General features: G+C 57.1%; 19 protein-coding genes and 1 tRNA gene. 3 read left to right on the top strand and 17 right to left on the bottom strand.

Annotated features, from left to right (window positions below):
* Positions 1 to 124: 124 nt before the first annotated feature.
* The 3 genes from rpoC to aalo17_RS02245 all read right to left on the bottom strand — a co-directional run bounded on the left by rpoC (position 125) and on the right by aalo17_RS02245 (position 9,158).
* Positions 125 to 4,009 carry a DNA-directed RNA polymerase subunit beta' gene (rpoC, locus tag aalo17_RS02255; RefSeq protein ID WP_067555045.1) on the bottom strand — a complete coding sequence of 1,295 codons (3,885 nt, stop codon included), beginning with the start codon at positions 4,007 to 4,009 and terminating at the stop codon, positions 125 to 127.
* Positions 4,006 to 8,286, bottom strand: coding sequence for a DNA-directed RNA polymerase subunit beta (gene rpoB, locus aalo17_RS02250; protein WP_067555041.1), 4,281 nt, complete (start codon positions 8,284 to 8,286; stop codon positions 4,006 to 4,008). The genes rpoC and rpoB overlap by 4 nt, the downstream gene beginning before the upstream one ends.
* 329 nt (positions 8,287 to 8,615) lie before the next feature.
* Entirely contained in the window at positions 8,616 to 9,158 is a 543-nt protein-coding gene (locus aalo17_RS02245; RefSeq protein ID WP_067555038.1) for a DUF3783 domain-containing protein, read from the bottom strand.
* A gap of 76 nt (positions 9,159 to 9,234) precedes the next feature.
* On the opposite strand from aalo17_RS02245, the gene aalo17_RS02240 reads away from it, so the two are divergent.
* The 3 genes from aalo17_RS02240 to aalo17_RS02230 all read left to right on the top strand — a co-directional run bounded on the left by aalo17_RS02240 (position 9,235) and on the right by aalo17_RS02230 (position 11,040).
* A complete protein-coding gene (locus aalo17_RS02240) occupies positions 9,235 to 9,954 on the top strand; it encodes a hypothetical protein (protein WP_067555036.1) in 720 nt (239 codons plus the stop codon).
* A gap of 164 nt (positions 9,955 to 10,118) precedes the next feature.
* Positions 10,119 to 10,192 (top strand) — tRNA-Gly (locus tag aalo17_RS02235).
* 77 nt (positions 10,193 to 10,269) lie between these two features.
* A complete protein-coding gene (locus tag aalo17_RS02230; RefSeq protein WP_067555033.1) occupies positions 10,270 to 11,040 on the top strand; it encodes an alpha/beta fold hydrolase in 771 nt (256 codons plus the stop codon).
* 389 nt (positions 11,041 to 11,429) lie between these two features.
* Here aalo17_RS02230 and aalo17_RS02225 read toward each other — a convergent pair whose 3' ends face one another.
* The 14 genes from aalo17_RS02225 to aalo17_RS02160 all read right to left on the bottom strand — a co-directional run bounded on the left by aalo17_RS02225 (position 11,430) and on the right by aalo17_RS02160 (position 22,817).
* Positions 11,430 to 12,074, bottom strand: a complete 645-nt coding sequence (locus tag aalo17_RS02225; protein ID WP_067560050.1) for a CBS and ACT domain-containing protein — start codon at positions 12,072 to 12,074, stop codon at positions 11,430 to 11,432.
* A 189-nt stretch (positions 12,075 to 12,263) separates the two neighbouring features.
* Positions 12,264 to 12,968 (bottom strand): ABC transporter ATP-binding protein, encoded by a 705-nt coding sequence (locus aalo17_RS02220; RefSeq protein WP_067560049.1) that lies wholly within the window; start codon positions 12,966 to 12,968, stop codon positions 12,264 to 12,266.
* Between the two features lie 8 nt (positions 12,969 to 12,976).
* Positions 12,977 to 13,756: an ABC transporter ATP-binding protein gene (locus aalo17_RS02215; RefSeq protein ID WP_067555030.1), complete on the bottom strand. Its 780-nt coding sequence runs from the start codon at positions 13,754 to 13,756 to the stop codon at positions 12,977 to 12,979.
* Positions 13,756 to 14,718: a branched-chain amino acid ABC transporter permease gene (locus aalo17_RS02210; RefSeq protein WP_067555027.1), complete on the bottom strand. Its 963-nt coding sequence runs from the start codon at positions 14,716 to 14,718 to the stop codon at positions 13,756 to 13,758. Before aalo17_RS02210 ends, aalo17_RS02215 begins: the two co-directional genes overlap by 1 nt.
* A gap of 3 nt (positions 14,719 to 14,721) precedes the next feature.
* Positions 14,722 to 15,600: a branched-chain amino acid ABC transporter permease gene (locus aalo17_RS02205; protein ID WP_067555024.1), complete on the bottom strand. Its 879-nt coding sequence runs from the start codon at positions 15,598 to 15,600 to the stop codon at positions 14,722 to 14,724.
* 62 nt (positions 15,601 to 15,662) lie between these two features.
* Positions 15,663 to 16,859 (bottom strand): ABC transporter substrate-binding protein, encoded by a 1,197-nt coding sequence (locus aalo17_RS02200; protein ID WP_067555021.1) that lies wholly within the window; start codon positions 16,857 to 16,859, stop codon positions 15,663 to 15,665.
* 219 nt (positions 16,860 to 17,078) lie between these two features.
* Positions 17,079 to 17,729 (bottom strand): site-2 protease family protein, encoded by a 651-nt coding sequence (locus aalo17_RS02195; protein ID WP_236940498.1) that lies wholly within the window; start codon positions 17,727 to 17,729, stop codon positions 17,079 to 17,081.
* A gap of 43 nt (positions 17,730 to 17,772) precedes the next feature.
* Positions 17,773 to 18,873, bottom strand: coding sequence for a redox-regulated ATPase YchF (ychF, locus tag aalo17_RS02190; protein WP_067555018.1), 1,101 nt, complete (start codon positions 18,871 to 18,873; stop codon positions 17,773 to 17,775).
* A 62-nt stretch (positions 18,874 to 18,935) separates the two neighbouring features.
* The gene (locus tag aalo17_RS02185) at positions 18,936 to 19,148 is read right to left on the bottom strand and encodes a DUF951 domain-containing protein (RefSeq protein ID WP_082743185.1); all 213 of its coding nucleotides are present in this window, start codon (positions 19,146 to 19,148) and stop codon (positions 18,936 to 18,938) included.
* Positions 19,149 to 19,209: 61 nt separating this feature from the next.
* A complete protein-coding gene (gene folD / locus aalo17_RS02180; protein WP_067555015.1) occupies positions 19,210 to 20,064 on the bottom strand; it encodes a bifunctional methylenetetrahydrofolate dehydrogenase/methenyltetrahydrofolate cyclohydrolase FolD in 855 nt (284 codons plus the stop codon).
* Positions 20,064 to 20,507: a D-aminoacyl-tRNA deacylase gene (dtd, locus tag aalo17_RS02175; RefSeq protein WP_067555012.1), complete on the bottom strand. Its 444-nt coding sequence runs from the start codon at positions 20,505 to 20,507 to the stop codon at positions 20,064 to 20,066. Before dtd ends, folD begins: the two co-directional genes overlap by 1 nt.
* Positions 20,504 to 20,983 carry a 2-C-methyl-D-erythritol 2,4-cyclodiphosphate synthase gene (gene ispF, locus aalo17_RS02170; protein WP_067555009.1) on the bottom strand — a complete coding sequence of 160 codons (480 nt, stop codon included), beginning with the start codon at positions 20,981 to 20,983 and terminating at the stop codon, positions 20,504 to 20,506. Before ispF ends, dtd begins: the two co-directional genes overlap by 4 nt.
* Positions 20,980 to 21,492 carry a nitroreductase family protein gene (locus tag aalo17_RS02165; RefSeq protein ID WP_067555006.1) on the bottom strand — a complete coding sequence of 171 codons (513 nt, stop codon included), beginning with the start codon at positions 21,490 to 21,492 and terminating at the stop codon, positions 20,980 to 20,982. Before aalo17_RS02165 ends, ispF begins: the two co-directional genes overlap by 4 nt.
* Positions 21,493 to 21,566: 74 nt before the next feature.
* Complete coding sequence (locus aalo17_RS02160) at positions 21,567 to 22,817, bottom strand: NlpC/P60 family protein (RefSeq protein ID WP_067555003.1); 1,251 nt, start codon at positions 22,815 to 22,817, stop codon at positions 21,567 to 21,569.
* Positions 22,818 to 22,839 lie beyond the last annotated feature (22 nt).

The following is a 22,839-nucleotide window of genomic DNA, read 5'->3' as shown; positions in this document are numbered from 1 at the left end:
TGATGGTACAGGGAATCAGTCCTGTTTTAATATGGGCAATTAACGTCGCTTACGGTCATGCATCATTCACATACGACAAAAACCGACACACTGTCATGAGACAGAGCGTCGGTTTTTGTCGTATTTATTCGTTTTCGCCGAAGAATTCGTCCGGTGTCTCGAGGATTTCCTCGTTGAGCATGGACAGATCTTCATCGGAGACGGACGGTGCCGACTCCTGGATGTCACCGCCGTTGGCAGAGACGATCTCCTCGAACTTCTCGTCGTGGACTTCCTTCATCCGGGCCAGGCGCTTTTCACGCAGTTCCTGTGCCTTCTGGGCAATGATCAGGTTCTGCGGACGGTCACCCGTGGCACCGGTTCCGGCCGGAATCAGCTTGCCGATGATGACATTTTCTTTCAGGCCCACCAGGTGGTCGACCTTGCCCTTGATCGTGGCATCCGTCAGCACCTTCGTGGTTTCCTGGAAGGAAGCGGCGGACAGGAAGGAATCCGTTTCCACGGAAGCCTTGGAAATACCCAGCAGGACGGGCTTGAACTGTGCGGGGATCTTGCCCTGCAGCAGCGCATCCCGGTTGATGCGGGTGATTTCGTTCAGCGACAGCTGGACGCCGACATTCAGGTCTGTATCGCCGGAGTCCGTGACCATGACCTTCTTCAGCATCTGCTTGATCATGACCTCCAGGTGCTTGTCGGAAATCTCGATACCCTGAGACTGGTACACCTTCTTGACTTCCTTCAGGATGTAGTCCTGCACCTCGCGGACACCCGCCACGCGCAGCAGCTCCTTGGGATCCAGCGGTCCTTCGGTGATGGCCGTACCGGCTTCGATTTTCTCGCCGACCTTGACCCACGGCCGCAGGGACTGGTTCGCATTCAGCTTGTGCGGAACAGACTCGTGTTCGTTGGTGATGGTGACTTCCTGACGCATGGTGCCTTCGATACGGTCAATGGCCGTGATCTCGCCGGAGATCTGTGCAATGACCGCAACACCCTTCGGGTGACGGGCTTCGAACAGTTCCTCGACACGGGGAAGACCCTGTGTGATGTCACCGGTACCGGAACCGGCCACACCACCGGTGTGGAATGTACGCATGGTCAGCTGGGTACCCGGTTCACCGATGGACTGCGCAGCCATGATGCCGACCGCTTCACCCACTTCGACGTCCTTGCCCGTGGCCATGTTCCGGCCATAGCACTTCCGGCAGATGCCCTGGGAGGATTTGCATGTGAAGGGAGAGCGGATGTACAGACCCTTGACGCCTGCATCCACGATCTTCTTCGCAATGGCATCGTCGATGAACTGGTCGCTCTCGATGATGACCTCCCCGGTTTCGGGATCCAGCACATCCTGCTTGGAGTAACGTCCGGTCAGACGGTCCTGCAGGCTTTCGATGACGGTGTTGGTCTTGCGGTCCACCAGGTCTTCCACCCAGTAACCGGTATCTGTGCCGCAGTCGTCTTCCTTGATGATGACATCCTGTGCCACATCCACCAGACGACGGGTCAGGTATCCGGATTCCGCTGTCTTCAGAGCGGTATCAGTCAGACCCTTCCGCACACCATGGGTGGACAGGAAGAATTCACTCACGTTCAGACCTTCACGGAAGCAGGAGTAGATGGGCACCTCGATGATCGAGGGCACAAACTCGCCCGTCCGGGATTTACCGTGACCGGGACGTGCCATCAGACCACGCATACCGGCCAGCTGGGTGAAGTTCTGCTTGTTGCCTCGGGCACCGGACTCACTCATCATGAAAATCGGGTTTTTCCGGGGCATGTTGTCCATCAGCTCATCCGCAATCTGGTCCTTGACGTCGTCCCACATCTTGTTCAGGCGGGATTCCCATTCGGGCAGCGTCAGCAGACCCTTCTGCTGCATCTTCTTCAGGGCTTCGGCCTTCGCACGGCCTTCATCCACGTGCTGCTCCTTGTTCGGGGCAACCTCGATGTCGGACAGCGCCACGGTGATGCCGGCTGTAGTCGAGTACTTGAATCCCATGGACTTGATCTGGTCCAGGATTTCGGCGGTTTCATCCACGGAATAGCGCTTGAACACCTCCGCAATGATGGTACCCAGGTCCTTCTTCTTGAAGGCCGGCACGATTTCGCGGCTCTGGATGAATTCCTTCACGTTCTGACCCGGCTTGATGAAGTACTTGTCGGGAGTGGCCACAAAGTTTTCCTTGGACACCTCGTTGATGTACGGGAAATCCGCCGGGAACATACCGTTGAAGATGATCTTGCCCACGGTCGTGGCCAGATAGTCGTTCTGGTGTTCCTCGCCGAAGGCGGTGTTCTTCAGGCCCTTGACAGGCACGGCGATCCGGGAGTGCAGGTGCACCTGGCCGGACTGGTAGGCCATCATGACTTCCTCTTCGTTGGCGAACACGGAGCCTTCGTTGTCCGCATAGCGCTGCCAGTTTGCAGCTTCCAGCGGCAGGTTCTTCTCCGCGTAGCGGCCTGCTTCCGCAGACAGCTCGTCGGCAGTCTCTTCCATCGTCAGGTAGAAGTTGCCCATGACCATGTCCTGGCCCGGGGTAACGATCGGCTTGCCGTCCTTGGGACCCAGGATGTTGTGGCTGCCCAGCATCATGACCAGGGCTTCCGCACGGGCTTCTTCTCCCAGAGGCACGTGAATGGCCATCTGGTCACCGTCAAAGTCGGCGTTGAAGGCCGTACATACCAGCGGGTGCAGACGCATGGCGCGTCCTTCCACCAGTTTCGGCAGGAACGCCTGGATGCCCAGACGGTGCAGCGTCGGCGCACGGTTCATCAGGACAGGGTAGCCTTCGATGACCTTTTCCACCACATCCCAGATCCGGGGATCCCGGCGCTCGATGAGCTTCTCGGCGTTCTTCGGGTTGGCCGCCAGGTCCTGGTTCACGATCTCGTTGATCACGAACGGCTTGAACAGGTTGATTGCCATTTCACGGGGAATGCCGCACTGGTACATCTTCAGGTCCGGTCCCACGGCGATAACAGAACGGCCGGAGAAGTCTACACGCTTGCCAAGCAGGTTCTGCCGGAACCGGCCCTGTTTTCCCTTCAGGGAGTGGGACAGGGACTTCAGTGCCCGGCCGCCGGCACCGGTGATCGGCTTGGACCGGCGTCCGTTGTCAATCAGGGCATCCACGGCTTCCTGCAGCATGCGCTTTTCGTTCTGCACGATGATATTCGGCGTACCCAGTTCGAGAAGTTTCTTCAGACGGTTGTTCCGGGTGATGACACGCCGGTACAGGTCGTTCAGGTCACTCGTCGCGAACCGCCCGCCGTCCAGCTGCAGCATCGGCCGCAGATCAGGCGGGATGACGGGGACATCCGTCAGGATCATCCATTCAGGCTTGTTGTCCGAGTGGCGGAAGGCATTGATGGTATCCAGGCGCTTGATGAGCTTCTTGCGCTTTTCGCCCTGGGCCTTCTCCAGCTGTTTCTGGACGTTTTCGTATTCGGCCTCCAGGTCCACGTCCTGCAGCAGGCGCTGGATGGCTTCCGCACCGGTCTGTGCCGTGAAGCCCGTGGGGCCGTGAATGGCGAGGTTTTCCCGGTATTCCCGCTCCGACAGCACCTGCTTGTAGGCCAGGCCGGAGTCCTTGGGATCCGTGACGATATAGCTGACGAAGTATACGACTTCCTCCAGCTGTTTCGGTGTCACATCCAGCAGCAGCGCCATCCGGGAAGGAATGCCGCGCAGATACCAGATGTGGGCAATGGGAGCCGCCAGATGAATGTGGCCCATGCGTTCACGCCGCACACTGCTCTTGGTGATCTCCACACCGCAGCGGTCGCAGACCACGCCCTTGAAACGGACTTTCTTGTATTTGCCGCAGGCACATTCCCAGTCCTTGGTGGGACCGAAGATGCGCTCGCAGAACAGACCGTCTTTTTCCGCTTTCTGAGAACGGTAGTTGATGGTTTCAGGCTTGGTCACTTCCCCATGAGACCACCGCTGGATGGTCTCCGGGCTGGCAAGCTGAACCTGGATGGAGCTGAATTTGTTGATACTCATTCGGCGTCAGTTTCCTCCTTCTCTGTTACGGCAGGAAGATCTTCATCTTCCGCAATGGCAGGAAATTCCTCGTCGGGGTTTTCATCCGGCAGGATATCCCCCGGATTCTCTTCATCCGGGAGCTGAATCTCGGAGGCTTCCACAGCCTGGACATTCACGGTTCCCTCCGGTGTTTCCCCGGTTTCCATATCGTTGACCAGGACTTCCTCCGTTTCCGGAGCCGCCTGGTCGTGGTCGTGTCTGTGTTCGGTGAACTCGCCGTTGATGATGCCCGGTTCGTCATCATCCGCCGTGATGTCCACTTCCTGTCCCTCGTCATCCAGCAGACGGACGTCGATGGCCAGGCCCTGCAGTTCGTGCATCAGTACGCGGAAGGACTCCGGAATGCCCGGTTCAGGGATGTCCTTGCCCTTGATGATGGCTTCATAGGTCTTGATCCGGCCCTGGATGTCGTCGGACTTGATCGTCAGGATCTCCTCCAGCGTGTGAGCTGCGCCATAGGCTTCCAGCGCCCACACTTCCATCTCACCGAACCTCTGGCCGCCGTTTTGCGCCTTGCCGCCCAGGGGCTGCTGGGTAACCAGCGAATAGGGACCCGTGGCACGGGCGTGCAGCTTGTCGTCAACCATGTGTGCCAGCTTGATCATGTACATGACACCCACGGAGATCCGCTCGTCAAAGGGCAGACCCGTCTGGCCGTCATACAGAACCTGCTTGCCGTCGTCGGTCATCTGCGCTTCGCGCATGATGTCCGCCAGTTCCTCGTTGGACACCCCGTCGAATACGGGAGTCGCGAACTTCTGGTTCAGCTTCTTCGCCGCATAGCCCAGGTGGATCTCCAGGATCTGGCCGATGTTCATACGGGACGGCACGCCGAAGGGGTTCAGGATGATGTCGATGGGCTGGCCATCGGCTGTGAACGGCATGTCCTCCACGGGCAGGATCTTCGAAATGACACCCTTGTTTCCGTGGCGTCCGGACATCTTGTCACCCTCGGAAATTTTCCGCTTCTGGGCAATGTAGACCTTGACGCGTTCGTTGACTCCGGGCGGCAGGTCGCTGCCGTCGCCGCGCCTGAATGTGCGGACAGAGTGCACAATGCCGGCACCGCCGTGGGGAACCTTCAGGGAGTTGTCACGCACTTCGCGGGACTTTTCACCGAAGATCGCCAGCAGCAGCTTTTCCTCCGGAGAGACTTCGCTCTGGCCCTTGGGTGTGACCTTGCCCACCAGGATGTCGCCTTCCTTGACCTCGGCGCCCACCATGATGACACCGTTCTGGTCGAGCTTGCGGACTGCATTCTCGCCGACGTTCGGGATGTCACGGGTGATTTCCTCGGGGCCCAGTTTCGTGTCGCGGCAGTCGATGTCGTATTCCTCCAGGTGAATGGAGGTATAGACGTCATCTGCCACCATGCGCTCGGACATGATGATGGCATCCTCATAGTTGTAGCCATACCAGGTCATGTAGGCGATCGTCACGTTCTGACCCAGTGCCAGCTCGCCGTTTTCCATGGACGGGCCATCTGCCAGGATGTCGCCGGCCTTCACCTTTTCGCCCTGTTTCACGATGGGCCGCTGGTTGATGGACGTGGAGGCATTGGAGCGCGTGAACTTGCGCAGCTGGTAGGTGTGGTTTTTGCCTTCGTCATCCGTGACAACGATCCGCAGGCCATCCACATAGGTCACGGTGCCGGCTGTGCGGGACACGATGCCCACACCGGAATCCTTGGCAATCTTGTATTCGATGCCGGTTCCCACAAACGGGCTGTGGGGCACCAGCAGAGGCACGGCCTGACGCTGCATGTTCGCACCCATCAGGGCACGGGAGGCATCGTCGTTTTCCAGAAACGGAATGCAGGCTGTGGCCACGGATACGATCTGTTTCGGGGAGACGTCCGCCAGCTCGACTTCCGCCTTGTCGGCGATGATCGTTTCACCGTTTTTCCGGGCAACGACGCGTTCGTTGATCAGCTTGCCGTCACGCACCTCGTTGGCCTGCGCGATGACATAATCCGCTTCTTCGTCGGCAGACAGGTAGATGGCTTCCTCGGATACCGTTCCGTCTTTGTTCACCACACGGTACGGCGTCTGGATGAAGCCGTATTCGTTGGTTTTGGCGTAGGTTGTCAGGTTGGAAATCAGACCGATGTTCGGGCCTTCAGGTGTCTCGATCGGGCAGATCCGGCCATAGTGGCTGGAGTGCACGTCCCGGACCTCGAAGGATGCCCGGTCACGGGTCAGACCCCCGGGCCCCAGGGCGGAGATACGGCGCTTGTTGGTCAGTTCGGCCAGCGGGTTCTGCTGGTCCATGAACTGTGACAGCTGGGAGGAGGAGAAGAACTCCTTGATCGCCGCTGTCAGCGGGCGGATGTTGGTCAGTTTCCGCGGAGTCAGGGAATCCAGTTCCTGGATGGACATCCGTTCCTTGACCACGCGCTCCATGCGGGACAGACCGATCCGGAACTGGTTCTGGATCAGCTCGCCCACAGACCGGATGCGCCGGTTGCCCAGCATATCGATGTCGTCTGTTTCCCCGATGCCGTCCATGATGTTCAGGTCATAGGAGAAGAAGGCGTAGATGTCGGGAATGGTCACGGTGTGCTTTTCCGTGAAGGGATCGTTGCCCGTGATCTTGATCGTGTTGCCCTGGGCATCTTCCACCAGCAGTTCCTGCTGGGCGGAGCCGATGAGCCAGGCCTCCATGGGTTCGTTGAGCGCCCGGGTGCGGATGTCCATCATCACGGCATCATCCAGCCGGTCGGGGGTCACACCCACGGTGTAGCGGGGCACCAGCAGCTCGAATTCATCGTCTGTCAGGTCTTCTCCGTGTTCATTGGTCAGGCGTCCCAGCGCAAACAGGCGCTGTCCGTAGTTCAGGACAGAGTCTGCGTTTTCCGGTGTGATTTCCACCGGTTTGGCGATCAGGCCGGAGTAGATCTTCACATCTTTGACACCTGCAGCCTTCAGCATGTCCACGTCCTGTCCCGTCAGGACCATGCCCTGTTCCAACAGGGTGCCGTTTGCGGTGACATCACGGGCCAGGACGCGGCCGATCAGGCCGGTGTTCCAGGCCACGGGGATCGTGACGATGTCCTCTTCGTGGAATTCGCTCCGGAAGGGATAGGGATTCATGTAGGTGCCCTTCGCCAGTTCTTCCCGCAGGAAGTTTCTCTCATCCCGTCCGATGTGCTTTCCCTTTTCCATGATGACATTGCCGTCCACGTCCAGGATGTCCTGGCCCAGCGTCTGGTTCATCAGACGGGAAACCGCGTTCAGCTTCTTCTTCAGCTTGTACCGGCCTGCCTTGGTCAGGTCATAGCGCCGGTGGTCGAAGAATTTCGCCTGCATCAGGGAGATGGATCCGTCCAGTGTGGGGATTTCATCCGAGCGCTGGTTTTCGTAGAAGGAGAGCAGCGCCTCTTCGTTGGTCTTGACTTTGTCGTTGAGCAGCGTGTTCTCGATCTCTTCATACTTGCCGAAGAAGGCGTTGTACAGCAGGAGATAGAGATCCATGTATTCCCGGTGTTCCGGGTCTTCCGCCACGTCCTGGAAGTCCCGTCCCAGGGCCTTCAGGAAGGTCTCCATGGGTGCCTTGTCGTAGGCATCCTCGTTTTTCTCCAGACCCAGGGACATGCCCAGTGCCTTGAAGAAAATCGAGAACAGGATCTTCCGGCGCCGGTCAATGGACACATTGATGGCCCGGCCGTTGGTGGTCTTCTTCTGTTCGGTCATGAGCTCCAGCCATGTGCCGCGGCTGGGAATCAGTTCGCTGGCGTAGTTCTGGCGCCCGATTTTTTCATCGTACTGCTCGGAGAAATAGGCTCCGGGGGCACGGACGATCTGACTGACAATGACACGTTCCGCACCGTTGATGATGAACGTGCCGGTATCGGTCATCAGCGGGAAGTCCCCGAGATACACTTCTTCGTTTTTCGTGCGCACTTCGCCGGTTTCCGGGTCGGTGATCTCCAGCTCCATCTCCACGTAGAGAGGAGCTGCATAGTTGCATTCACGGTACATCGATTCTTCGGCCGTGTACTTCGGTTCATCGAACCGGTACCTGACGTAGTTCAGGCTGATGTTCTTGCCGTAGTTTTCGATCGGATATATCTCTTCAAAGACTTCCTGGATCCCCTTTTTGGTGAACCAGTCGAATGAATCCGTCTGGATCTCCACAAGGTTGGGCAGTTCCAGCTTGCCGCTGACTTTGGAGTAATCGCGCCGCTGGCTTTTTGTGCCGCACGCGAGCTCGTGATACGCTTTGTTGCTGTCCATGCACGCCGTCCTTTCACTGCTGCAGGCATACGCCGGCAGACTATATTGCAGTTTATTATAATAGCAGTAGAATCCCCATGTGTCAAATCAAGTCTTGAAATGAAATGGGAATTCCGATAGAATTATGGTCAAATTGACCATTTTGGCTTAAGTATGACGTTTAACAGAGATATGGGGCGTTTATTAGGGAATACAGCTGGTTTTTCGCTTTATCCTCCTGCTTCATCCTTCTTCGTTTGTCACATTTTGCGCAAATACACACAATCCCGCAGGACACCCAGGCATGACCCGGATCCTGCGGGATTGTCCGTTTCCTCATTTGTCCCGGCTTATGCCCGGGGAACGGTTTCTTTTTCCTGTCTGGCTAGATCTGTTTCGATTGCCGCGATGGCCTGGTCGAGCTGCTCTTCCGACATGTCGTTTTCTTCCAGCAGCGCAAAGGACTGTGCCATGAGGGCCATATAGGCCGGATCGCTGGCCAGCCTCTCCTTGTCGGGATGTGTCACCAGCTGGTACAGACGGTTGGTCTTCCGGAACCATTCATCTTCCCGGCCGATTTCGTACATCAGGGCTTCCAGTGTCCATTTCTCGTTGTTTTCCGTACGGACCGCTTTCCGGCTGACATGCAGCCCGGCCTGCTTCAGGGCTGCTTCCACCCGCTGGATGTCCTTCGAGTCCAGTTTGTCGTAGTACAGAAACAGCGGCTTGTCTCCCTTCAGGTCTGCTGTCTGTGCTTCGGTATCTGCCAGTTCGCCGACAGTGGCATTCAGGTCTGCATCTCCCAGGTCCCGTTTTGCTAGGCCCAGGTCCTGAAAAATCCGGTCAAACACCGGCTTTTTGTCGATTTCATTTCCGTAGTATACAAGTACCATTGTCCGCAAATCCTCCCTGTGTCTGTCTTTGACACCTGTTCCCATTCATCTTACTATGACCAAAAGGAGAAATCCCATGAAGAAACTCTGCACACTCATGATGGCTCTTGTCTGCTCTCTGACGCTGGCTGCCTGTTCCCAGGGTCAGGGCACAGAAAAGCAGCAGGCCTCCCTGGCATTCTTTGACGCCCTGCACAAAACGCTCATGGCACAGTCCATGGAAATCGAGGGGACAGCCGACATCCGCACGAATATGTCTCTGTCCGGGCGCTTTCACCTGTACCTGAATCAGAAACAGGACCTGGAGCTGGCCCTGGAGGTGGATGGCAGCGCCATGGGGATCCCGGTGAACGATGTGTTCAATTTCTATATCCGGGATGGAAAAACGTACCTGAATTCCATGGGGACAAAATCTCAGAGTCTGGCAGAAAACATCGGCCTGAAGCCGGGAGAGAAGCTGGAGTCCTGGGACCCGTTTCTGTCCATGACCGATGAACAGAAGGAAAAGTGTTTCAAATCTGTGTCTGTCAGCCACGACCAGTACCGGTTCGAGATCGATCCGGTGAGTCTGGCCTACTACCTGGATTCCCTGGGAAGCACCACTGTTGACCGGGCGGATATGGAGGCCACGATCAACGACGGGACGCTTACGGCACTGAAGCTCGATCTGGAGGGGGTATACAGGATTCAGGACCAGAGCCAGCCATTCACAGCAGTTGTGGACATGGAAGCGGAAGACATCAATAAGGATGTGGCTGTTCCCTATCCGGCAGATCTGGCCAACTGGGGAAAATAGGCAGGAAAGAGGCATCGCAGGGTGTCTTTTTCTTTTCCATCAAAAACCGCTTCATCTCTGAGCAGAACCATTCGTATCCCGTACACAACGCAGCTCATCCAAGGCTCCATGGACAGAAGTCCGGTTTGCCTTAGAGCAGGTGCCCGTTTATAATAAGGACAGCTGCAGGCGTAGTTTAATGGCAGAACTCAACCTTCCCAAGGTTGCCGCGGGGGTTCGATTCCCCTCGCCTGCTCCATCAGTCCACAACCGGAGGCGCAGGCTTCCGGTTTTTTTGTTCCTGTTTCAGGCTCCGTCTGATGGAAAAGAGGAAATATGCTGAAATTCAAGGAATATGGAAACAAAGAGAATCCGACGGTGATTCTGCTGCATGGAGCCGGTGTCGTGCATACGTTCAGCCACCAGCTGGAACTTGCCAGCCGGTACCACCTGGTCATTCCGGAGCTGCCGGGAGCGGGTGATCTGGCAGGCAGGCTGTTCGATCCGGAGTGGACAGACAATGCCCTTCTGGACCTGGTCCGACGTCTGGGAGGAGAGCCGGTGATCCTGGCAGGGCATTCTCTGGGGGCGCAGATTGCGCTGCGCTTTGCTCTTTGTCATCCGGAACTCACTGTCAAAGCTGCAATCCTGAGCGCCTGGATCAACCCCCGGACCCGCTCTGTCCACAGATATATCGCGCTGGCCAGACCTGCTGCTTCTTTGCTGCACTGTGCCTGGCTGGTCCGGCTTCAGGGGATGTACTGGCGGCTGTCTCACGATGAGACTGGGGATCTGGTTTCGCAATCCAAGAGAATCACCCCGGCGGTCTATGCCTCCTTTTTCCGAAATACCCTCCAACTGAGAGATTATCCCGAATACAGGGACCTTCGCATCCCCATACTGGCTGTCTGCGGCAGTCGGGAAACCAGGGACATGAAGCAGTCACTGGCCATGCTGCAGGAAAACCCCCACTGCAGGACACTGGTTCTATCGGGTGCAGGACATGATTATCCGCTGCGGTTTCCCGAACGGCTGAATCCGCTGCTGGAATCATTCTTCGAGGAATGTCTGATGCAGCCGCACACAGACGCCAGGACCACATCCTGAAAAATGAAAACCCGGCTGGTGGTATATGGTCCATCCGGGTTTTATGGTGAGTGTGCACAGCGCGCCGGTCTGTTTCATATATCATGATGAAATGGCTGATTGTCTCTTGCCTTCGATGATATATGACCGTTTGTAATTTGAAAATCTGAATTCCAATCCAGGCGCGACTTTTCGGAATTTAGTCTTTCCGGAGGGCAGAGCTCAGTCTGCCATGATCCGTCTGGTCTCCAATGCGCCGGATCGGATCCGTGAGACGGCCTGTGCGGCTTCACGCTTTGGACACCGCACTGTTCGGATACAGAACCCGATTCTCCTTTCCGCACCTTCGGCAACATCCTGAATCAGCAAAAACCTGCAGACAGCTTTTATGCTCCTGCAGGTTCTTTATGTTATTCGGCTTTGGCGATTTCCACATCCATATAACCGGCGTCTTCCAGTGCCTGTTTCAGGCCATCCGTGGCTTTATCAGCCCGGATGATCATGCTGGCATTGCCGTTGGTCGTGTCATACACCCCGATGTTGGCAATGTTGATGCCTTCATCCGCAAAGACTTTGGAGATTTTCTCCAGCTGGCCGATTTCATCCTTCGCTTCCAGAGCCACGCGGATACCCTCGCGGTACCAGCCCAGGACTTCCAGGAAGGACTTGAACACATCGTTCTGGGTCAGGATTCCCACCACTTTATTGTGGTCATCCACGACAGGCAGACAGCCGATGTCTTCCTTCAGCATTTTTTCCGTGGCCTTTTCCATCAGGTTCTCCGGATGGATCGTGGCCACTCTTTTCTGCATCACGGTCTTGACCTTCGTCTTGGACAGCAGATAGTTCAGTTCGTAGATCGACAGGCTCGTGGCATTGCCTCCGGCACCGGAAATCATCCCTTCCGTGATCAGGCCCACCAGTGTGCCGTTTGCATCCGTGACAGGGATCCGGTGCAGGTTGTTTTTCTTCATGATGTCCAGAACATCCGTGATTCGGGCATCCGGCTCCGTGCAGATGACCGGAGTCGTCATGAAATCTTGTACTTTAAACATACATTCCTCTTTGACCGGTCTGTTCTGCATACAGCGACCGGTTTTCTTTCAGCTTCATTATACAAAGGAACAGGCGATGTGCAGGCCCTCACCTTTCACCGTGTGTCCGAAGCAGCGGGCTTCATGCCTGCCTGCTCCACTGAGAAATGCCATTGCAGACTCGCACCTCCGGTGCCGTCTGCATGGGCATTATCCGCCCAGATAGGCCTTCTGGATCTCCGGGCTGTCCGCCAGTTCGCTGCCGGTACCCTGCAGGGAAATCTTCCCCGTTTCCAGGACATAGGCATAGTCTGCGATCGACAGCGCCATCTTCGCATTCTGCTCCACCAGCAGCACGGTCGTCCCCGTGGAGTTGATCTCCTGGATGATCGAGAAGATTTCCTTGACCAGGATCGGTGCCAGACCCATGGAGGGCTCATCCAGCAGCAGCAGCTTAGGCCTTGCCATCAGGGCCCGGCCCATGGCCAGCATCTGCTGCTCGCCGCCTGACAGTGTGCTCGCATCCTGGTTTTTCCGCTGCTCGAGAATCGGGAACTGGGTATAGACCTTCTGCAGGTCTTCCTCAATCGCCGCCTTGTCCTTTCGCAGGAAGGCCCCCATCATGAGGTTCTCGTATACCGACAGCCCCGTGAACACACGGCGGCCCTCCGGCACCTGCGTCAGTCCCTCCGACACGATTTTCTTCGGCGTCGCAGACGTGATGTTGTTTCCCAGAAATATCACCTCGCCGCTGGTCTTTTTCTTGATGGCCGAAATCGACTGCAGCAGTGTCGTTTTTCCCGCACCATTCGAGCCGATCAGCGCCACGATCTGCCCTTCGTTGACCGACATCGAAATCCCCTTCAGGGCCTCGATGACACCATAATGCACATGCAGGTCCTTGACTTCCAGCATCGCCATGATCAGATTTCCTCCCCGAGATACGCCTTGATGACGAACTCGTTTTTCCGGATCTCTTCAGGAGACCCGCTGGCAATCAGCTTGCCGTAGTCCAGCACGAAGATGCGCTCGCAGATTTTCATCACCAGGGACATGTCGTGCTCGATCAGGATCACCGTCAGGCCGTATTTCTTCCGGATGCGGTGAATCAGCGCCGTCAGGTCCGCTGTTTCCTGCGGGTTCATGCCGGCCGCCGGTTCATCCAGGTACAGGATCTTGGGCTGGATCGCCAGGGCGCGGGCAATTTCCAGCTTCCGCTGCTCGCCATAGGGCAGATTCACGGACAGCTCGTTTCGCTTGGCATACAGGCCCACTTCCTTCAGGTACTCGCAGGCCTTTTCCTCCACCCAGCGCTCCTCGGAATAGTACTTCGGCAGCCGCAGGATGGCACTGATGACGCCATACCGGATGTTCCGGTGCATGGCGACCTTGACGTTTTCCAGCACCGTCATTTCCCTGAACAGCCGGATGTTCTGGAACGTCCGGGCCACACCGAGATCCGTGATTTTATACGGAGGCAGTCCGCCGATCTGCGTCGGCTTGCCGTCCACATCCATTTCGATCAGCCCTTCGCTGGGTTCATACACCCCTGTAAGCAGATTGAACAGCGTGGTTTTCCCCGCACCATTGGGGCCGATCAGCCCGATCAGTTCCCCCGGCTGGATGTCAAAGGACACATTCGCCACAGCCGTCAGGCCGCCGAAGTGCCTGGAGAGATTCTTTACCTGCAGAACGGGTTCCATCAGCTGGCCTCCTTTCCGGCCTCACGCCTTGCCAGGATCCTTTTGAAGGAAAGCTCCCGTTTTCCCAGCAGGCCGTTGGGCTTGAAAATCATCATGATGACCAGCGCCAGACCGTAGATGATCATGCGCAGGTCTGTGAAGTTCTGCAGGATCGTGTTCAGCAGACCGATGGCAATCGCTGCCAGCACGGAACTGGTCATGCTGCCCATGCCGCCGAATACCACCATGACCAGAATGTCGATCGAGCGGTTGAACGTGAACTGACTGGGCTTGATGACATAGAAACTGCAGGCGAACAGTGCGCCGGCCAGACTTGCGATCAGTGCCCCGATCACAAATGCCATGACCTTGTACTTCGTGGTGTTGATGCCCATGGCCTCGGCAGCGATTTCGTCATCCTGGATCGCCAGACAGGCCCGTCCCGGGGCACTGCGCATGACATTGCTGCAGACCGCGATCGCTACAATGACACCCACGATCAGGATCGGCCAGGTCGTCAGTGCCGGAATGCCGGAGAGACCCGCCGCACCGTTGGTGATGGTCATGTTCTGCACCAGGATCCGGATGATTTCCGCAAATCCGAGGGTCGCGATCGCCAGATAGTCACCCTTCAGACGCAGCGTCGGCACGGAGACAATCAGAGCAGCAACTGCCGAAATGGCGAATCCGACCAGGATCCCCAGCAGGAGACCGCCGTAATTTGGGATTATTTTCGTGATCACACCCGCACTGTATGCACCGATGCACATAAACCCGGCGTGGCCCAGGGAAAACTGCCCGCAAATGCCAATGACCAGGTTCAGGCTCACAGCCAGCATGATGTTGATGCAGATGTTGAACAGCGTGATCCTGTAATAGGAGTTGATGATGCCCGCCTGCATCAGCAGGGTCAGTACACCGAAGAGAACGACAGACAGGATCACCCAGCAGAGGTTTTCCTTCGTGAATACACTCTTTGGCATGGACTACACCTTCTCTCTCTGGTTCTTGCCCAGCAGGCCGGTGGGCTTGACGATGAGCACGACGATCAGGATCGCGTACACGATGGCATCCCGGTACAGACTGGATCCATAGGCAACGACCATGGTCTCGGCAATGCCGATGAACAGACCACCGATCACGGCACCGGGAACACTGCCGATGCCGCCGAATACCGCGGCGACAAACGCCTTCAGGCCCGGGGTCAGACCCATCAGGGGGTTGATGGTGTTGTAGTAGATGCCCACCAGGATGCCCGCAGCACCCGCCAGAGCGGATCCGAGCAGGAAGGTGAAGGAAATCGTGGTATCGACATTGATTCCCATGAGCTCCGCCGCCTGTTCATCCACGGAGACCGCGCGCATGGCACGGCCCATCCTGGTCTTCGAAATGATGAACTGCAGGGTCACCATGAGCACGATGGTGATCGCAAAAATATAGATCTGGTGGGTGGTGACGGACACCGGACCCAGCTGGTAGGTGGTTTTGGGAAGAACGTTGGGATAGGTGCGGACTTCACTGCCCATGAAATACTGCATCGTGTATTCCAGGATGTAGCTCACGCCAATGGCGGTGATCAGGGCCGTGATCCGCGGGGCTTTTCGCAGGGGCTTGTAGGCTAGGCGCTCGATCAGCACACCAAGCAGTCCGCAGACCACCATGCTGGCGATCAGTGCCGGGAAAAACCCGAATCCCAGCCATGCGGTGCAGATAAAGGCAGTATAGGCGCCGACCATGTAGACATCGCCGTGTGCGAAGTTGATCAGCTTGATGATGCCATAGACCATGGTGTAGCCCAGGGCGATCAGCGCATAGATGCTGCCCAGAGACAGGCCGTTGATGACCTGCTGAAGAAACTGGCTCATTGGACCTCCTTTACTCAAAAAATGGGGAATCTCAGTTCCCCATTTGACTTGATTGGTTTCGCTTATTTGACTTCGACTTCGTCGACTTCTGTCTGCACGCCGTCTTCCTGGTTGACAACCAGCACGGTTTTCTTCGGAGTGTGGGTCTTCTCGTCAAAGGTGAAGGACCCGGTCAGACCGGAGAAGTCGGCTTTCTTGATGGCTTCATTCAGTTCGGCACCGGTCTTGCCTGTGGCAGCCAGCTGATCGAGCACCAGGTTGGTGGCGTCATAAGCCAGAGCGGAGAACATGTTGGGAGCCTGGTCGTATTTGGCTGTGTAGTCGTCAATGAAGCTCTTCAGTTCATCGGAGGCATTCACGGTCGTGTAGCAGGTCGTGTACCATACCTTGTTCAGGTTTTCCTTGCCGGCCAGTTCCGCCAGCTTTTCGGACTCGAAGCCGTCAGCGCCGACAATGTTGCAGTCGATGCCGGATTCACGGGCCTGCTTGATGATCAGGCCGGCTTCGCCGTAGTAGCCCGCGATATACAGGACATCAAATTTCTTTTCCTTGATCTTGGTCAGGATGGACGCGAAGTCTGTATCCTTGGCGTTGTACTGTTCCTGTGCCACGACCTTGCCGCCCAGGGACTCGAATTTTTCCTTGAACGTCTTGGCCAGGCCCTGACCGTAGTCGGATGTCTCGTTGATGATGGCTGCATTCTTGTCGCCGAGCGTTTCGTAGGCATAGATGGCCATGGCTGCGCCCTGGTAGCTGTCTTCGAAGCAGACACGCCATGCATATTCATAGGGTTCGCCGTTGTTCAGCATTGCATCCACCTGTGTGGCGGAAGGAGACACGACCGGAGTCTGCTTGTCGGAAGCAGCCTGGTATGTGGAAATGGACGGAGCAGATGTGGCAGGTCCCACGATGGCAGCCACCTGGTCTTCATCAATCAGCTTGATTGCGGCTGTGGTGGATTCAGCAGGGTCACCCTTGGAATCGATTTCCACGCCTTCCACTGTGAACGGCTTGTCTTCCTTTGCGTTGAATTCATCGATGGCCAGCTGTGCACCGTTGCGCTCGGCTGTGCCGTAGCTGGAAACCTCGCCGGTCAGCTCGAAGTTCAGGCCGATCTTGACGGTATCGCCTGCATCAGCCGATGCACCGCCTTCGCTGGATGAACCGCCTGCGGTTGAGCCGGCTGCTCCCGAGCAGCCTGCCAGCAGCATCGCAGCACTGAGGCCGCCGGCCAGGAGCTTCATGAAATCTCTCTTCATAGTACGTTTCCTCCCGTAATATGCGTTTATCATACGCTTTGCATTTTGGGATTGCAACGGCCTGAAAAAATTTGTAACAATCGTGAAAAACAGACGCCGGAGATGAAATGCACATCATCTTCTCCGGTTGTGTCATAAAACCAGATTCTGCCGACATCGGCAGCAGTCTGACTGTATACCAAAAACCCGGTCCTGCAGACAGAACCGGGTGAATCACAGTTACATACCCAGAAGAAACATCGCGGCAGAGGAAAAGGCGTCGATCATGGCCCCCCGCAGCATGCCGATGGGACCTGAAATCAGGCCGCTCCAGAGCAGTGCGATGAACAGAATGTACATCCAGGGTGTGCCTCTCGTGACTCGGTAGTATTCCTGGTCAGGCAGAAACGCGAACAGGATCTTGGATCCGTCCAGAGGCGGCACAGGGATCAGGTTGAAGATCCCGAATCCAGTGGACAGAATGGCGGTGGTCGCAAACACCGATTCCACAAAACTGCCAACGGTCCCGAAGGCAAAGCCCGGTGCCAGTTTCAGGAGCAGATAATAGAGAAACACGCACACAAACCCCAGAAGGAAGTTTGCGACGGGTCCTGCAAAGGCTGTCCAGATCATGCCGGCCTTTGGATCCTTGTAATAGGAGGGATCCACGGGGACCGGCTTGGCCCAGCCGAACCCGAACAGCAGCAGGCAGAGCAGTCCGCTCCAGTCAATATGTGCCAGGGGATTCAGGGACAGTCTGCCCGCCTGTCTGGCGGTCGGGTCCCCAAACCAGTACGAGACCAGCCCATGGGCGGCTTCGTGTATGGACATGGACAGGATCACGGCAATGACCAGTACCACGATCTGGCTCAGGCTCTGTCCCAGGATCACAGCGATGCCTCCCGTCCGGCGGATGCAGTCAGCGGCTCCGTTCTCATACGTTGAACCGGAAGTGCATCACGTCGCCGTCCTGCACCACGTATTCCTTGCCCTCCATGCGCATGCGTCCGGCTTCCCGGATCGCCGCTTCGCTTTCGAGCTCATCCATGTCCTGGAACCGGTAGACTTCTGCCTTGATGAAGCCGCGCTGGAAGTCCGAGTGAATGACCCCGGCACATTCCGGGGCTTTCATGCCCTTCCGGAAAGTCCATGCCCGGCATTCATCGGGACCGGCGGTGAGGAATGTCTGCAGCCCAAGGATGGCATAGGCCCGGGTGATGACCTGGTCCAGTCCGGAAGCCGGCAGCCCGAGTTCATCGAGGAACGCCTGCTTTTCTTCCCGGTCCATGCCGGAGAGATCCTCTTCCATTTTTGCACACAGCAAAACGGCCTCGCTGTCATGCCTGGCAGCATAGTCCTTCACCTGCTGCCAGTAGACGTTGTCTTCCGGAGAGGAAACGCCTTCTTCATCGGTATTGGCAATGTAGATCACCGGTTTCATGGTGATCAGCCCGTAACCTTTGACCATTGCCTGTTCCTCTTCATCCATCTCCAGTGTCCGGGCCGGTTCGCCGGCTTCCAGATGCGGCTGCAGTCTCTTCAGAAGCGACAGCTCCGCCACCGCTTCCTTGTCTTTGGTTTTCGCCTTCCGCTCCACTTTCGCAATGCGGTTTTCCACTGTCTGCAGATCCGCCAGGATCAGCTCCAGGTTGATGATCTCAATGTCCCGCACGGGGTCAATGGTTGTCTCCACGTGGGTGATGTTCGGGTCATCGAAACACCGCACGACATGGCAGATGGCATCTGTCAGCCGGATGTTCGACAGAAACTGGTTGCCCAGTCCCTCGCCCTTGGATGCGCCTTTGACCAGGCCGGCGATGTCGGTGAATTCGAAGGTTGTGTAAATGGTCTTTTTCGGCTGAAACAGTTCGGTCAGCCGGTCGATCCGGGCATCCGGCACTTCCACGACCCCGACGTTCGGGGCAATGGTCGCAAAGGGATAGTTGGCCGCTTCGACCTGAGAGTTGGTGATTGCATTGAATAACGTGGATTTCCCGACATTGGGGAGTCCCACAATTCCTGCCTGCAGTGGCATGGCTCATCGTTCCTTTCGTATCTGTGTTCTGTCTGTCTTTGACCAGGCGGGTCCGGCAGTGTTCAGCGTTCTGCCGCCTGACCTGACTGGGCTGCGGGAGTGACGACTTTTTTCAGTTTCTTTTCAAATTTCAAGCGCGGCATCAGCACGCTGGTTCCGCAGCCCAGACACTTGATCCGGATATCGGCACCCATGCGGATGATTTTCCATTGCTTCGAGAGATGGCACGGGTGTTCTTTTTTCATCTCCACAATATCATTCAGATTGTATTCCACAAGCGTGTCCTCCTTATGTGCAGGCGGTTCTGGCCCGATGGGCAGCAGCCGCTTCGGGTCTTCACCTGGCTGTTTCTTCCTGCCGTCTGGCTGCCAGCAGCGTGTTTTCCAGCAGCATCTGGACTGTCATGGGACCGCAGCCACCCGGAACAGGTGTGATCGCTGCAGCGTGTTTCTCCGCTTCCTCTGTCTGCACATCCCCCACGAGATGTCCCTCTACGCGGTTGATCCCCACATCGATCACATAGGCACCGTCTTTGATCCAGTCCCCCTGAATCAGTTCCGGACGCCCAACGGCTGCCACCACGATGTCTGCGTCCTTCACCTGCGAAGCAAGATCCCGGGTCCGGGAATGGCAGATCGTGACAGTCGCGTTCCGTTCCAGGAGAAGCTGCGCCATGGGCTTGCCCACCAGGACGGAGCGGCCGACCACCACAGCCTTCAGGCCGGTCATATCCGTCAGTCCGGCACTTTCCAGCAGGGCGATGGCTCCCTGCGGTGTGCAGGGTACAAATCCCGGCAGGCCGCTGGCCAGACGTCCGGCGTTGACGGGATGCAGTCCATCCACGTCTTTGTCCGGATCGATGGCATCGATCACAGCCTGCTCATCCAGGTGTTTCGGCAGCGGCATCTGCACCAGGATCCCATGCACCGCAGGATCGCTGTTGAGCTGCGCGATCAGGTCCAGAAGATCTGTCTGGGCGGTGTCTGCCGGCAGCCGCCAGGTGCGGGGCTCGATTCCCGCCTTTCGGCAGGCGTTTTCCTTGTTGCGTACATAGACCTGGCTGGCAGGGTCTTCCCCGACCAGAATCACCGCCAGGACCGGGGCCGGCAGACCCTGTTCTGTCCGGCGCTGCACCGCCTCTGCGGTGGCCTCGCGTCTGGCAGCCGCCAGCGCTTTTCCATCGATTCTCATCAAATTTCCCCCATTTCAAGCTCGATCGTCACAGGTCCGTCGTTGATCAGGTGAATCTGCATATCGGCACCGAACCGGCCGGTTGCAGTCGGAACCTGTCTTGCGAGCTGTTCATTCATATAATTATACAACGGAATGGCCACCTCTGGACAGGCTGCCTGCGAAAAACCCGGCCGGTTTCCCTTCCGGCAGTCGGCGTAGAGCGTAAACTGGCTGATATTGAGCACAGAGCCCTCCACATCCAGCAGACTCCTGTTCATCTTGCCCTGTTCATCGGAAAACACCCGGAGACCCAGAATTTTCCGGATCATGCGGTCGATGGTGTCTTTTGTATCCGCTGCACAGAATCCGGTGAGGATCATGTACCCTGCGCCGATTTCGCCCACAGTTTCTCCTTCGATCACACAGCGGGCTTCCGTGACCCGCTGCAGAACACACCTCACCGTCTGTCCTCCAGAAGACAGACGCAGACCGCTGCGATGCCTTCCTGCCGTCCCACAAATCCGAGTTTTTCTCCCCGTGTGGCTTTGATGGAAACCTGCGAGACATCACAGGAGAGGACCCTGGCAATGTTTTCCCGCATGACGGGGATATGGGGTGCCATTTTCGGCCGTTCTGCCAGGATCGTGGCATCGAGGTTGACAAGCCGATATCCTGTATGGGCTGCAAGGTCAACGGTATGTGCCAGAAGCTTCAGGCTGGATATGCCTTTGTACCTGGGATCTGTGTCGGGAAAATGCGTTCCCAGGTCACCCAGGGCAAGGGCCCCGAGAATGGATTCCGCAATGGCATGCACGAGGACATCCGCATCGCTGTGACCATCCAGTCCGGTTTCGTGGTCGATTTTCACGCCGCCCAGAACCAGGTCCCGGCCCGGCTTGAGGGGATGAATGTCCACGGACTGGCCTACGCGGATCATACAAGCCACCCCGTCAGGGAGGTTTTCTTTTTGACAGCCGGTTTTGTGGCGGGATGACCGGCAATCACAAATCCGATCCCTTCATAGTCCTCAGGAAGCCCCGCCTGTTTCAGGATGGACTTTCCTTCCTCTGTTTCAAACACCTCTCTGGCCCGGTGGATCCAGCAGGACCCCAGTCCCAGGGCGTTCGCCTGCAGCAGCATCTGACCCGCTGCCAGCGAGCCATCATACAGATAGGTGGAAGCTGACGGGTCTGCCAGGACGGCAAACACAGCCGGTGCTCCGTAAAACGGGTCGGTCTTTGTCTGCAGCACTGCAGCATTCAGTCTGGAGAGCCGGTCACGGATGGCCGGGTCCAGGACTGCCAGAAAGGCAGTCGGCTGGCGGTTCATGCCGGAAGGTGCTGCCTGTCCGGCCTGGACAATGAGCCGTGCCTCATCCGGCAGCAGCGGTTCGCTGGTATAGGATTTGCAGGAGGCACGGTCAAGAAGAAGTTCAGTGGGTGTCATATCTGTGTCCTTTCCGGTCCCGGGACAGCCCGGGAAAAACAGACAAAAGCCTGACAGACGTCAGGCTTGTTTGTTTACTGTGCAATCTGGATGAACTGCGGCGAACCGGCGGTGGACAGATAGGCATCTGCCACGACAGTCTGGCCGTCGTAGTTTCCGTGAACGGCCTGGCCGTCACCGATGTAGACAGCAATGTGGTCATAGCCATTTCCGCCGTTGTTGTAGTAAATCAGGTTTCCGGCCACTGCCTGGGACGGATCCACGTAGTATCCATACTGGATGTACTCGCTGGGCCATACAACGCCTGCGCCAACGCCGGCTGCATTCAGGGCGCCGGTGGCGACTTCGGTGCACTGCCAGCCATTGGTGGTTCCCACCATGCCCAGAGCCGCATTGGCAATGGAGCTGTTCAGGTCCGCATTGGGATCCACAGGTGCCGGTGCAGGTTCCGGCGTGGGTTCCGGTGCCGGTGCCACATACTCGGGTGCCGGTGCGGGTTCCGGTGTCGGTTCCACGTACTCGGGTGCCGGTGCGGGTTCCGGTGTCGGTTCCACGTACTCGGGTGCCGGTGCGGGTTCCGGTGCCGGTGCCACATACTCGGGTGCCGGTGCGGGTTCCGGTGTCGGTTCTACGTACTCGGGTGCCGGTGCGGGTTCCGGTGCCGGTGCCACATACTCGGGTGCCGGTGCGGGTTCAACCGGTGCAGGAGCTGCTTCTTCCGGTGTCACGGGGGCAGGGGCAGTCTCCACAACAGGGGTTTCTGTCACAATGGGTGCGGCTTCTTCCACGGGGATGGATTCAACCGGTGCGGCTTCCACGACCGGGGCAGTTTCAGTTACTGCAGGTGCGGCTTCCACCGGCTGTTCGACCACGGTCTCGGCAACCATCGGTTCGGCTTCCAGAACAGGAGCTGCCTCTTCGACTGCCGGTACTGTCTTTTCAACAGGTGCCGCCTCTTCAACGGGAGCTGCTTCTTCTGCAGCGGGTGCAACGGGCTCTTCAGCGGCTGCTTCTGCAGCAGCCTGTTCGGTAATGGCCGCTTCCGCTTTTGCCTTCATTTCATCCTTGACGCTGGATGAAACACTTGCAACAACGGCGCTGCGTGTGGTTTCTGTATCAACAGTTCCGTCTTCTTCAGAGAAGTACCAGGACTTGCCTTCAATCTCCTGCCATCCTTTGGCTACAGTGGAGTCATTGTTGATGTACTTGTCGCCATGCCATCCAGGTGCGGTCTCCATAGCGTAGACTGTGGCAATCACGGGGAAACATGATGCCACGCACAAGACAGCTGCGATTTTTTTACCATTGTCCTCTACAAAATTCATTCCTTGCCTCCTGTTCTGCGAA

The sequence above is a fragment of the Faecalibaculum rodentium genome (assembly GCF_001564455.1).
Classification (GTDB): domain Bacteria; phylum Bacillota_I; class Bacilli_A; order Erysipelotrichales; family Erysipelotrichaceae; genus Faecalibaculum; species Faecalibaculum rodentium.
This window is presented reverse-complemented; position numbering and strand designations above follow the sequence as displayed.